Origin of the sequence: Metabacillus bambusae, assembly GCF_017497975.1 — a bacterium.
GTDB lineage: Bacteria > Bacillota > Bacilli > Bacillales > Bacillaceae > Metabacillus > Metabacillus bambusae.
Genome location: NZ_JAGDEL010000016.1, coordinates 101,313 through 115,118, shown reverse-complemented (window position 1 = coordinate 115,118; position 13,806 = coordinate 101,313). Strand labels below are relative to the sequence as shown.

Here is a 13,806-nt window from a genome sequence, read left to right as displayed (position 1 = left end):
ACTGTGAATTTTCGGAATAGCTTCTCAGAAGTGCGTTTCATTTTATTGATTCCATTAGGCTCCCACCATCCCTAACTCGCTTTAGGTCTCAAATAAAATTACTCTCTTCGTCGTCGAACGGTATAGCTTTTTAGTGATTATAAAGAAATTGTGGAGAGAAAGCAATAAGAATTTACAAAATAAGGTATCCGTTTACTTGGGTTTTAGATAAGTAATATCAAATGTGTAACTGGTAAATTTTAATAATATTTTGTAAGATGATAAAAATAGTAGCTTAAAAGTTCTATAATAATTTGAGGTGGACATATATGGGAAAAATAGTTGAACTCGAACAAGTATCCTTAAAAAGAAACGGACACTGGCTTTTAAAGGATATAAATTGGAATATACATAAGGATGAGAACTGGGTACTTTATGGATTAAATGGGGCAGGAAAGACTGCATTATTAAACATGCTCTGTGCATATTATTTCCCTACAGAAGGGCGTGCAACAGTATTAGGGAAAGTGTTTGGACGAGATTATTTAGCTGAGAAGCTTCGTCAAAAAATTGGGCTTGTATCATCAAAGTTACAACAAAAGATGTATCCTTCAGATACAGCGTTTCAAATCGTTTTAAGTGGAGCATTTGCTTCAATAGGTTTATACGAGAAACCGACCGATGAAATGAGAGAAAAAGCAATTGGATTATTAGAGGAATTGCACTGTTTATCTTATGCAGATAGAGCCTATGAAACTCTTTCACAGGGGGAAAGGCAGCGTGTGTTAATTGCTCGTGCGTTAATGGCAGATCCTGAGTTGCTCATATTAGATGAACCTACAACAGGATTAGATTTTCTTGCTCGCGAACAGCTTTTGGAAGGACTCGAGTCGATTAATAAGAGGGAAAATGCGCCTACATTTCTTTATGTTACCCACCATGTTGAGGAAATATTGCCGATCTTTACACATACTCTTCTGCTGAAAAATGGAGAGGTATATGATTCTGGTCTAACAAATGAGATGATATCAGAAGAAAAGCTATCAAAGCTTTTTGATTGTGATATCTTGGTTACATGGGAAAAGGGTCGTGTAAGCTTAAGGAGAAAGTATTAAAAGTTGAAACTATTTTGATTAATTGGAGTTGCAGCAATGAAGATTCTCATGGTAGCAAAAGATGCACTGGAAGCACAGGGGATTCACTGGGTTTTACAATCGCATTTCACAGGAATTCAATTAACTGTTTTGGATAATATGAAAGGGCTTTTAAATGCGATACAGCATGAAAAGCCAGATTTTATCATTGTAGATATGGATAAATGGACATGGGATGATGACACACTTAAAGATGCTTTACAAAATAATAAGATCCGTTGGCTCGGAATTTCATCTGAAAGGGTTTTTCAGGTTGCCTATCTTGGACTTTGCTTACATGCAGAAGACATTTTGTTTCGGCCGTTTGCTCCTTCAGATTTAATTAAACAAATTCAGCAAATACGCTTTCAAATAAGGAACGAACAGCACCAAGTCCAAAATAGAAGGAATGAAAAGATAGAAGGTGTTGACGTTGACTACGCTGATTTTTTCTTGACTGAAAGAATGTATAACCAACCAGTTATCATGTCGGCTTTTTTAACTCCACATGTAAATACATTACCATTTATTTATGACACCATACAAGGTTATCACTTTACTGGAAAGCATCAGTTTTTTGCATTATCTCACTTTATATTAGGGGTACATGAAACGGAAGAATCAGTGCTTCTTAAGGAGGAATATCGCAGGTTTCTTGCACACTGGAAAGAGAAAATGGAGGAGCCACTTGCACTTATTATAAATGCATCCACAAAAAAGACCACAATAAAAGAGATTTACCAACAAACAAAGCAATTAACGGAACAAGTTTTCTTCGAGGGCTATGACATAATTTTATCCGCAGATGAGCGTTCATACTGGAAAGAATTGGATCCGTTCCTTACACCACTTGAGCAACGACAATGGATTGAAATGCTGGAGAAGAGGGACATAAAAGCAATTCGTGAATGGGTTGAGCATGAATTTTTTACATATAGACGGCCATATCCTAGTCCCGACATGGTCCGAATCCGACTTACTAGTGTTCTAGCTCAAATCCGTCGCTATATGAAGGCTTACAAAACACATGAGGTAGAATGGGAAGCAGCATATCATAATGTCTTTCAACAAATCATCCGAAAGCCTGTCATCTATCAAATCGTTTCAGAGCTGCTTACATTTATCACACAGCTACTAATAAAAGGTCATGACAGTTTACAGGAGGGTGCAGGGACACTTGTCGAAAAGGTAAAAGCAATGATCGAATCGAACTATTGGGATGCCCAGTGGAATTTAGCTACATGTGCTGATGTGCTTCGTATGAATAAAAGCACCCTCAGTCGTCGTTTTGCTGCAGAATCAGGACAGTCCTTTCGAGACACCCTACATCAAGTACGTATTCGAGAGGCAAAACGTCTTTTGCGGGAAACAGATTTACCGTTAGAAGAAATTTCACGTTTAACAGGTTATTCTCATCAAACCTATTTTAATGCGAAATTCAAACAGCTAGAAGCTTGTACACCATTAGCCTATCGGTCTGGGATATAAACTGATTGATAAGGAGTACAAGATAACGTACATGCAGATGTCTAGAAATTTATTGAAATCTTTGTGTTTTTAGTTGAAATAAAGTGGTTCAAGATAAGATTAATAAGTAGGGTAGTAAAACGTAAATCTCTAACAATTGGGATTTATGCTTTTTTGATAGCTGTTGTCATCAATGTGTATTTAAGAACATTTATAGCTTCCTTTACATAAGCTAGCATAAGAAGTGTGGCTTTATAAATAACCATATAGTACTAATTCATGAAACTTATGGTTGACACTATATTGTAAAGCGCTTACAATTAAACTAGTTATTAGACATTAGTGTTTTTTAGATGAGTAGGATAAAAGAAAGAGTTGTTTATATGGCATTGAATAAAGATCGTCGAATAGGTCGACACGCCATTCTTCTATTGCTGTCTGATAATCCGACTGAACAGCTGGAAAAGCTCGAGCAGTCGAATTGGAAGGGTTGTTTAGGAAAAGTTGGTTCGATGGATGCTCAAAAGATAGTTGCTGCAATTGAAACAGCAGCTAAAAAAAATGAGATCATAAAAACTGATGTTTATCGCGAATCACATGCATTATACCATGCAATTATTGAAGCATTGCATGGTGTTACAAGAGGCCAAGTCCAACTAGGATCAGTACTTAGAACCGTTGGTTTATCCTTTGCAGTTTTGCGAGGCAACCCATATGATAATGAGCAAGAAGGGGATTGGATTGCTGTTTCCTTATATGGCACAATAGGTGCACCTGTTAAGGGATCTGAGCATGAAACTATTGGTTTAGGCATTAATCACATATAATTTGCCCATAGTATTTTAGTTAATAGGGGGCTATATCTTGAAATCCTTTTTTGGATTTTATTGATATAGCCCCCTTTTCTATTGCTCCTTTACTTAGCTAAAGGGAAATGAAGGGAGAAAAAATAATGGTTACATTAAATGGTCAGACACTAGGTTTTTCAGAGGTTGAGAAAGTTCTTTTTGATCGTGAAAAGGTTGTATATTCAGAAGAAAGTATGAGAAAAGTTCAAGAAAGTCGAAAAGCTGTTGAAAAAATAGTTGCTGAGGGAAGAATCGTTTATGGCATTACAACTGGGTTTGGAAAATTTAGTGATGTGTTCATAGATAAAGAGAATGTTGAAGCATTGCAACTAAATTTAATCCGCTCCCATGCATGCGGGATTGGCGATCCTTTTCCAGAAGTTGTTTCACGGGCAATGATCCTCCTGAGAGCAAACGCATTACTGAAGGGTTTTTCTGGTGTACGCCCAGTTGTAATTGAACGATTGTTGGATTTATTAAATGCGGAGATTCATCCCGTGATTCCACAGCAAGGATCACTTGGTGCAAGTGGTGATTTAGCACCACTCTCACATTTGGCGCTTGTCTTAATTGGTGAGGGAGAGGTCTTTTATAAAGGGGAGAGATTACCTGCAATAAATGCATTAACGAAAGAATCAATTTTTCCAATCACCTTAACAGCGAAAGAAGGGTTGGCTCTAATTAATGGAACTCAAGCAATGACAGCAATGGGGGTTGTTGCCTATTTAGAAGCTGAAAAACTAGCTTATCAAACAGAACTGATCGCATCTCTCACAATCGAGGGGTTACGTGGGATTATTGATGCATTTGATGAAGATATTCATCTTGCACGAGGCTATAAAGAGCAAGTAGAAGTAGCTGAGCGAATGCGTGCTCATCTCAGGGATAGTCATTTAACGACAAAACAAGGAGAGGTACGTGTTCAAGATGCTTATTCGATTCGCTGTATTCCTCAGGTACATGGAGCAACATGGCAAACGTTAAACTATGTGAAGGAGAAATTGGAAATTGAAATGAATGCGGCTACGGATAATCCGTTAATTTTCGATGATGGTGAAAAGGTGTTATCAGGTGGAAATTTTCACGGACAGCCAATTGCATTTGCGATGGATTTTTTAGCAATTGCGATTGCTGAACTTGCAAACATTTCAGAGCGTCGAATTGAACGCTTAGTAAATCCTCAATTAAATGATTTACCACCTTTCTTAAGTCCTGAACCAGGTTTACAATCAGGTGCGATGATTATGCAGTATGTTGCAGCATCTCTTGTATCTGAAAATAAAACATTAGCACACCCAGCAAGTGTTGATTCCATACCATCATCTGCAAACCAGGAAGATCATGTTAGTATGGGAACAATTGGATCAAGACACGCTTACCAAGTAATTACGAATACACGCAGAGTTTTAGCAATCGAAGCAATTTGCAGTATGCAGGCAGCCGAAATACGTGGTAAAGATCAAATGGCTACAGCAACGAGTGAATTTTTAGAAAATGGAAGAAAGATCGTTCCATTTATTATTGCAGATCGGATATTCTCTAAGGATATTGAAGCAATGAATACGTGGTTAAAGGAAGGGGAATTCCACTTTGATACTAGTGTAACAAAGGGAATTCACTCATAATAAGAGTGATACTATTCTAAAATAGTAGTTTGTTAGAAATAGAGACAAAATTGTAACAGGCTAATTTATGATTAGTAGTGTTATTGTGGGGAGGCTATGTAAGTCTCCCTTTATAAACATCACTAAAGGCAAGAGAGAGGTTGTGATAAGCATTAATAAATTTCTACACCAATTTGACCTTTCAACTATTAATACATAAGGGGGACGAATATTTGATAAATGCTGTCATTATTTCCGTGGTTGTCATGGTTGTTTTAAGTCTTTTAAGGGTAAATGTTGTGTTAGCGATTTTATTCGCTGCATTAACAGCTGGATTGGCTTCTGGATTATCTGTTGTCGAGACAGTTGATATCCTTGTATCAGGAATGGGAGGACAAGCAAATACGGCATTAAGTTACATTTTGCTTGGAGTATTTACCGTTATGATTGGATACTCAGGTATTACTGGGTTTCTCGTAAACTATTTAATAAATGTGTTGAAAGGGAAAAAAGCGATTATGCTGTTAGCGATTGCTGGGGTTGCTTGTTTATCACAAAATGTTGTACCAATACATATCGCCTTTATTCCGATATTAATTCCGCCTCTGCTTCATTTATTTGACAGGATGAAATTGGATCGACGAGCTATAGCTACTGCTTTAACATTTGGGTTGAAAACTCCATATATCATGATTCCAGCAGGGTTTGGCCTTATTTTTCATGGTATTATCGCAGAGGAAATGAAGGCGAATGGAATGCCAATTAATGTTACTCAAATTCCAATGGCTATGCTTTTACCAGGGTTAGGAATGGTTGTTGGTTTATTCATAGCCATTTTTATTTCGTATCGAAAAGACCGAGTAGTAAATGTCGAAAACGAAAGTATCGCGGAAATTGCTGTAACTGTTGAGAAAAGTTTAACATTCACAAAATATCATATGTTTACAATCATAGCGATAATTGCTGCCCTTGCCGTACAACTAATGACAAACTCATTAATTATGGGAGCATTGACTGGAATTGTCATTATGTTCGTACTAAGAATTGTTCCATTCAAGGATGGAGATCACGTTGTTAATGAAGGGATAAAGATGATGGGGATGATTGCTTTTGTCATGTTAATCGCCTCAGGTTATTCAACGATCTTGAAGGAAACGGGAGCAGTTGAAAATTTAGTAGAATCTACAATAAGTTTTCTTGGTGATAGCAAGTTTATGGCAGCTTTTTTCATGCTGTTAGTAGGGTTATTAATTACGATGGGGATTGGCTCATCCTTCGGAACAATTCCAATTTTAGCAGCACTGTTTGTTCCGTTATGTGCAGCACTAGGTTTCTCAGCTTTAGCTACAGCAGCAATAATTGGAACAGCAGGAGCATTAGGGGATGCTGGTTCACCGGCATCTGATAGTACCCTAGGTCCAACATCAGGATTAAATGCAGATGGTAAACATCATCATATTTGGGATACTTGTGTTCCAACATTTATTCATTTTAATATCCCATTATTTGTCTTTGGTATGATTGCTGCGATGTTTTTGTAATTTTGGTTCTTTTTAACCGTTTGTGGTTTAAGACTTTTATTAATTTTTAAGAGTAATAGAAAGAGATTTGAGATCATTTATAAAATGTAACAAGAGTAAATATATGTTGAGATAAATTATAAAATAATCACTAATTTATAATAATTTTCTTGAATTTTCATTATAAAATGAAGATAACACAACTAGGAGGGGAAGAAATGAAAGCGATAACAAATGGTAAAATTACTCAATATAAAGGAACAGAATTAAATACGAAAGGCTGGCAACAAGAAGCAGTACTTCGTATGTTGATGAATAATCTTGACCCGGATGTTGCTGAAAAACCAGAAGAGCTTGTTGTCTACGGAGGAATTGGCAAAGCAGCACGTAACTGGGAATCATTTGATGCAATTGTAAAATCACTTAAAGAACTAGAAAATGATGAAACCTTACTTGTGCAATCAGGAAAACCAGTCGTTATTTTTAAAACACATAAAGATGCACCACGTGTTTTGCTTGCAAATTCTAATCTTGTACCAGCTTATGCGAATTGGGAGACCTTCCATGAACTCGATAAAAAAGGGTTGATGATGTATGGACAAATGACAGCAGGCAGTTGGATTTATATTGGCTCCCAAGGAATTGTTCAAGGTACGTATGAAACATTTGCAGAGCTAGCGAAACAGCATTTCAACGGGACACTAAGAAGTACGATCACTGTAACAGCAGGTCTAGGAGGAATGGGTGGAGCACAGCCACTTTCTGTAACAATGAATGGTGGTGTATGTATCGCAATTGAAGTTGATGAGTCAAGAATTGATCGTCGAATTGAAACACGTTACACCGATGTAAAAGCTTATACACTAGAAGAAGCTATTCAGCTGGCTGAAGAAGCAAAACTTGCTGGGAAAGCATTATCTATTGGTTTGTTGGGTAACGCGTCAGATCTTCTTCCTGAGATGATTGCAAGAAACTTTATCCCTGATGCATTAACAGATCAAACATCTGCACATGATCCACTGAATGGATATGTTCCATCAGGGATGTCACTTGAAGAGGCAGAAAATTTACGAAAATCAAATCCAGAAGAGTATGTGAAACTTTCAAAAGCATCTATGGCAAAGCATGTTGAAGCAATGCTTGTGATGATGGAAAAAGGAGCAATCACATTTGATTATGGTAATAACATTCGTCAGGTTGCAAAAGATGAAGGTATAGAAAATGCATTCGATTTCCCTGGCTTTGTACCAGCCTATATACGACCGCAATTTTGCGAAGGGAAAGGTCCTTTCCGATGGGTAGCATTATCTGGAGACCCAGAAGATATATATAAAACAGACGAGGCAATATTACGTGAATTTAGTGATAATGAACATTTATGTAATTGGATCCGTATGGCGCAGGAAAAAATTCAATTTCAAGGTCTACCTTCCCGTATTTGCTGGCTTGGCTATGGAGAGCGTGCTCGTTTTGGAAAAATCATCAATGATATGGTTGCAAGTGGTGAATTAAAGGCTCCGATTGTGATTGGGCGTGATCATTTAGATTCAGGCTCTGTTGCATCACCTAATCGTGAGACAGAAGCAATGATCGATGGATCAGATGCTGTTTCAGATTGGCCGATTCTAAATGCAATGGTAAATGCTGTTGGCGGGGCAACATGGGTATCTGTACACCACGGTGGTGGAGTAGGAATGGGTTACTCACAACATGCGGGCATGGTTATTGTTGCAGATGGTACAGAAGAAGCGGCGGCACGTATAGAGCGAGTCTTAACAACAGATCCAGGTATGGGGGTAGTTCGTCACGCTGATGCAGGATATGAACTAGCAAAGAAAACAGCACGTGAAAAAGGAATCAACATGCCAATGTTTGATAAAGGAGCTGATCAGTTATGATAAAACCGATCTTGATTAAACATGCAGCTCAATTAGCTACTTTAGCTTCTAAAGGAAAAGGTCCGCGTTCCAAAGAGGCGATGTCTGAGCTTGGTTTAATTGAAGATGGTAGCATGTGGATTGAAGGTGGAATGATAAAAGCTATTGGTACGACAACAGAGCTTGAAGAACGTTATGCAGATAGACTTGATGAAGCGGAAGTTATAGATGCTACAAATCATTTAGTTACTCCAGGGCTCGTCGATCCTCATACACATGTTGTGTATGGGGGGAGTCGTGAACGTGAATTTGAAATGCGCCTTGAAGGTGCAAGCTATATGGATATTATGAACGCTGGTGGAGGGATTCATGCAACCACCCGAATGACAAGAGAAGCTTCAGAAGAAGAGTTAATTGAACAAACCACTTGGCGTCTCGATTCGTTCCTTGCACATGGTGTGACAACTGTGGAAGGGAAAAGCGGTTATGGTATGAACTTGGAAACTGAGCTAAAGCAGTTGCGTGTGATGAAAAAATTGCAGGAACAACATGTGATTGATCTCGTTCCTACATTTATGGGTGGACATGCAGTACCACCAGAATATAAGGGACGAGAAGATGAATTTGTCGAACATTTGATAAATGACATGCTACCAGTAGTAGCTGAGGAAAAACTGGCTGAATTTAATGATGTTTTTTGTGAAAAAGGTGTGTTTACTCCCGCACAATCTGAACGAATATTAGATGCAGGGAAACGCTTTGGATTGATCCCGAAAATCCATGCAGATGAAATTGAATCATATGGTGGAGCAGAATTAGCAGCAAAAATAGGTTCCATATCAGCCGAGCATTTGTTAAAAGCGTCAGAAGCTGGTATTAAAGCGATGGCAAAGTCTGGAACAATCGCTTGTTTGCTCCCAGCAACAGCGCTTTATTTACGAGAAGAAGCGGCTGCAGGCAGAAAGATGATTGATGAGGGTGTGGCTGTGGCGATTTCAACTGACTGTAATCCCGGTTCCTCGCCAACAACATCTATGCCACTTGTGATGAATTTAGCATGTATCTCAATGCGACTCACACCTGCTGAAGTCTTAACTGCAGCAACCTATAATGCAGCTTGTGCGATTAATCGCGAAGAAAAAGTGGGATCGCTTGAGGTTGGGAAACAAGCAGATATCGTTTTGTGGAATGTGAAGAATTACCAGGAATTGCAATATTTATTCGGAGTAAACCATGTTAAAGCGGTATGGAAAAAAGGTGTAAAGGTGGTGTAAATAGTGTGTGAACATTTTCTTCAAGAACCTGAATGGTCTTGGAATCATCCTGAAAAAGATGAACCAACATATGTCCATCATTGGGTTAAACCGCTTCACAAGATTGAACAAACACCGGATTTAATTCTTTACGGAGCACCGATTTCCCGGTCATCAATCAGTGTATCTGGGGCTTCTCTATATCCATCAGAATTTCGGAGAATGTGGAAAGGATTTACCACATATAACTTGGACGAAAATGTGGATTTAAGCTCTTTTCTTGTAGCTGATGCAGGAGATGTGGCGATGCATACGACTGATATCATTTTATCACATCAACGCATTCAAAAAACAACTGCTTATCTTGCTGCACACTATCCTACTACACGAACATGTATGATTGGCGGCGACCATTCAACGACAGCTTGTGCTGTTCGCGGGATAAAAGAAGCCTTTGGCGAGGAAAAGATTGGAATCTTACAGCTAGATACACATCTTGATGTGAGAGACCCGAAAGAATTAGGACCAGCAAATGGAACACCAATCCGTCAATTAATCGATGGCAAAATCGTTAAGGGAGAAGATGTCATCAATATTGGATTGCATGGTTATTATAACGCAAAGCCTTTAATTGATTATGCGACTCAACACAGCATTCAGATGGTGACCTTAAAACAGGCGCGCAAGCAAGGTCTACTCAATACGATTCAAGGAGCCCTTGAGCAGTTAACAAAAAAGGTTGATCGTATTTACATTACAGTCGACATGGATGTATTAGATATCTCTGTTGCACCTGGAGTTCCAGCGTCCACTCCAGGTGGGATGTCGGCAATGGAACTTTTTGATTGTTTACTAGAAATCGGCAAGCATCCCTCTGTTCAGCATATTGATTTTGTATGCCTCGACCCGAGCAAAGATTCAGCTGTATCTGAAACAGTTAAGATTGGGGTATATGCATGGCTGCAATTTATTACGGGCTGCATGTTCCAGCCTAGATAAATCTAAGCATTATACTCCCACAGAGAGGAAGGGGACTTGGATGGAGTTAAATCAACAGCCCGAAAAGCAACAAATAGTAGAGAGAAAGCCAGGAACAACGCAAATGTGGAAATTCTTTGTCTATAGCTTTATCGGTGCTTTCATCTTTTTCGTACCTATCACAATTGAAGAGAAAAGCTCAATTATGCTAGATCATATTGTCTCATTTATTCAGCTGCATACATCATCTATTTTGCCATATTATGCTTTACTAATCATTGCAGCAGGTGCTATTTATCCTTTTATTTCAGGCGTTTGGAAAAGGTCAATTGTAAATCTTATTTTCTCCCTTTTTAAGGTACTAGGTTTATTTGTTGGAATCATGCTTGTGTTTAATTTTGGACCAGCCTGGCTTTTTGATCCTAGCATGGGACCGTTTTTATTTGATAAGCTTGTTGTTCCTGTCGGATTGCTCGTCCCAATTGGAGCCGTTTTCCTTGCGCTATTAGTTGGATATGGTTTACTTGAATTTATTGGTGTGCTGACACAAACGATTATGCGACCGATTTGGAAGACGCCAGGTCGTTCTGCGATTGATGCGGTAGCATCATTTGTTGGTAGTTATTCGATTGGTCTTCTCATTACAAATCGAATATATAAAGAAGGAAAATACAGTGCAAAAGAGGCTGCGATTATAGCAACAGGTTTCTCAACGGTTTCAGCCACCTTTATGGTCATCGTCGCAAAAACATTAGGCTTGATGGAAATGTGGAATATGTATTTTTGGTTAACACTCATTGTCACTTTTGCGGTGACAGCAATCACTGTACGAATCTGGCCATTATCCAAAATGAAGGATGAGTATTATAAGGGGTCAACCCCACAGCCGGAAATAAAAATAAGTGGAAATCTCTTTACTGCAGCTTGGGATGAAGCGAAGGAAACAGTCGCTAGTTCTCCTCGCTTATTAGATAATATTTGGATGAATATGAAAGATGGATTACAAATGGCGATGGCTATTTTGCCATCGATTTTATCGATTGGACTACTAGGGTTGGTCTTGGCAGAATATACACCTGTGTTTGATTGGATTGGCTATATTTTCTATCCATTTACAGCATTGCTTCAATTGCCAGAACCAATGCTTGTAGCCAAAGCAAGTGCACTTAGTATTGCTGAAATGTTCTTGCCGGCTTTATTGGTAACAGAGTCTGTTCTTATCGTGAAATTTGTGATTGCTGTTGTTTCTGTTTCAGCAATTATCTTTTTCTCAGCACTTGTACCGTGTATTGTTTCGACCGAGATTCCGATCTCGATTCCCAAGCTGATCATTATTTGGATTGAACGTGTTATTCTTACACTTATCATCGTAACACCACTTGCATTTATCTTGCTCTAGTAAGAAAAAATGATTGTTCTTCAATATAGGGGCTTCCTTTAAGGAATCGCTCCTTTCCTTCTATTAGGTTACAAAAATATGTAAAGATTTTCTCATTAAATCACATATACATAAGAGGTGTATAGCATGAAAGCGCCAGCCCCTGTAAATCGTCATCATATTAAAAAACCAGAGTATAAGCAAAGTGAATCCATGGATTTATTAAGTTCAACGCAATCAATCATAAAAGATGCGATAAAAAGGTTAGGTTATACCGAGGAGATGTATGAATTATTAAAAGAACCACTTAGAGTGATCACGGTGCGTATTCCTGTACGCATGGATGACGGTTCAATTAAGATTTTTACAGGTTACCGTTCTCAGCATAATGATGCAGTAGGCCCAACAAAAGGTGGTGTCCGTTTCCATCCAGAAGTCAATGAAGATGAGGTAAAAGCATTATCGATTTGGATGAGTCTAAAGTGTGGGATTACAAATCTTCCTTATGGCGGTGGAAAGGGCGGGATTATCTGTGACCCAAGGAATATGTCGTTTGGCGAACTTGAGAGATTAAGTCGTGGATATGTTCGTGCAATTAGCCAAATCGTTGGCCCGACTAAAGATATTCCTGCACCAGATGTATATACAAACTCGCAAATTATGGCATGGATGATGGATGAGTACAGTCGCCTTCGTGAATTTGATTCCCCAGGCTTTATTACAGGAAAGCCGCTCGTGTTAGGTGGCTCACAAGGTCGTGAGACAGCAACTGCTCGCGGTGTAACAATTTGCATTGAAGAGGCAGTCAAGAAAAAGGGTATTGACTTACAAGGGGCACACATTATTGTTCAAGGCTTTGGAAATGCAGGAAGCTTCTTAGCGAAATTCATGTATGATGCTGGAGCGAAAGTAATTGGTATTTCAGATGCAAATGGTGCCCTATATGATTTAGAGGGACTTGATATTCCCTATTTACTTGATCGTCGTGATAGTTTTGGGACAGTGACGAATTTGTTCTCTGATGTCATCACGAATCAGGAATTACTAGAAAAGGAATGTGACATTCTTGTCCCTGCTGCTATATCTAATCAGATTACGGCACAAAATGCAGATCGTATTAAAGCTAAGATTATAGTGGAAGCAGCAAATGGACCCACAACCCTAGAAGCAACAAAAATTTTAGATGGTAAAGAAGTTCTCCTTGTGCCCGATATCCTAGCAAGTGCAGGTGGTGTGACTGTCTCTTACTTTGAATGGGTTCAAAATAACCAAGGATATTATTGGTCAGAGGAAGAGGTTGCTAGGAAACTTCGAAAAGTAATGGTTGATTCATTTGCTGCTATTTATTCTATTTCACAGTCGCATAAAGTTGATATGCGATTAGCAGCATATATGGTAGGCATAAGAAAACACGCTGAGGCTTCTCATTATCGGGGGTGGATATAGAATACCATCTCTCTAATTATCTACTAAATGGAGGGGATCTTATTGTGGATCATCACTACTTATTCAAATAACACCATTAAAATGTATGAATTTGATACCGAAAAGGAAGCAAAAGAAATATTTAAGAGAATGCCAGGTAGTAAAATCCTTACTGAAGTCATTTAATTTAATGATAGGTTAATTGTTGGTCTGTAAAAAAGGAAAATATATTCTTTTTTATAGAAATGAAGTAATTCTTTAAACCTTATCGTGTTAAGTATTTTCATATCCCTTGTTTTTTCCTTCTGATTTAAGTAAACTACCTGTAAATTCAATTTTTTTCG

General features: G+C 38.4%; 11 protein-coding genes and 1 other annotated feature (1 of these 12 cut by a window edge). All 11 genes read left to right on the top strand.

What is annotated here, in order from left to right; genetic code table 11:
* Positions 1 to 123: a binding site (T-box leader), on the bottom strand; it reaches 91 nt to the left of the window's first position.
* Between the two features lie 185 nt (positions 124 to 308).
* The 11 genes from I7822_RS19160 to I7822_RS30280 all read left to right on the top strand — a co-directional run bounded on the left by I7822_RS19160 (position 309) and on the right by I7822_RS30280 (position 13,648).
* Positions 309 to 1,094, top strand: coding sequence for an ABC transporter ATP-binding protein (locus I7822_RS19160; RefSeq protein ID WP_207980689.1), 786 nt, complete (start codon positions 309 to 311; stop codon positions 1,092 to 1,094).
* A 36-nt stretch (positions 1,095 to 1,130) separates the two neighbouring features.
* On the top strand, positions 1,131 to 2,600 hold the full coding sequence (locus I7822_RS19155) for a response regulator transcription factor (protein ID WP_207980688.1): 1,470 nt from the start codon (positions 1,131 to 1,133) through the stop codon (positions 2,598 to 2,600).
* Positions 2,601 to 2,962: 362 nt separating this feature from the next.
* Positions 2,963 to 3,406: a histidine utilization transcription antiterminator HutP gene (gene hutP, locus I7822_RS19150; protein WP_207980687.1), complete on the top strand. Its 444-nt coding sequence runs from the start codon at positions 2,963 to 2,965 to the stop codon at positions 3,404 to 3,406.
* 125 nt (positions 3,407 to 3,531) lie between these two features.
* Positions 3,532 to 5,052, top strand: coding sequence for a histidine ammonia-lyase (gene hutH / locus I7822_RS19145; protein ID WP_207980686.1), 1,521 nt, complete (start codon positions 3,532 to 3,534; stop codon positions 5,050 to 5,052).
* Between the two features lie 212 nt (positions 5,053 to 5,264).
* A complete protein-coding gene (locus tag I7822_RS19140) occupies positions 5,265 to 6,572 on the top strand; it encodes a Na+/H+ antiporter family protein (protein ID WP_207980685.1) in 1,308 nt (435 codons plus the stop codon).
* Between the two features lie 197 nt (positions 6,573 to 6,769).
* A complete protein-coding gene (gene hutU, locus I7822_RS19135) occupies positions 6,770 to 8,449 on the top strand; it encodes a urocanate hydratase (RefSeq protein WP_207980684.1) in 1,680 nt (559 codons plus the stop codon).
* Positions 8,446 to 9,702 carry an imidazolonepropionase gene (gene hutI / locus I7822_RS19130; RefSeq protein WP_207980683.1) on the top strand — a complete coding sequence of 419 codons (1,257 nt, stop codon included), beginning with the start codon at positions 8,446 to 8,448 and terminating at the stop codon, positions 9,700 to 9,702. Before hutU ends, hutI begins: the two co-directional genes overlap by 4 nt.
* 3 nt (positions 9,703 to 9,705) lie before the next feature.
* Complete coding sequence (locus tag I7822_RS19125; RefSeq protein ID WP_207980682.1) at positions 9,706 to 10,680, top strand: agmatinase family protein; 975 nt, start codon at positions 9,706 to 9,708, stop codon at positions 10,678 to 10,680.
* A gap of 103 nt (positions 10,681 to 10,783) precedes the next feature.
* Positions 10,784 to 12,058, top strand: coding sequence for a YjiH family protein (locus tag I7822_RS19120; RefSeq protein ID WP_243459561.1), 1,275 nt, complete (start codon positions 10,784 to 10,786; stop codon positions 12,056 to 12,058).
* A 192-nt stretch (positions 12,059 to 12,250) separates the two neighbouring features.
* A complete protein-coding gene (locus I7822_RS19115) occupies positions 12,251 to 13,483 on the top strand; it encodes a Glu/Leu/Phe/Val family dehydrogenase (RefSeq protein ID WP_243459560.1) in 1,233 nt (410 codons plus the stop codon).
* Positions 13,484 to 13,525: 42 nt separating this feature from the next.
* Positions 13,526 to 13,648 (top strand): hypothetical protein, encoded by a 123-nt coding sequence (locus I7822_RS30280; RefSeq protein WP_279381997.1) that lies wholly within the window; start codon positions 13,526 to 13,528, stop codon positions 13,646 to 13,648.
* Positions 13,649 to 13,806: the final 158 nt, after the last annotated feature.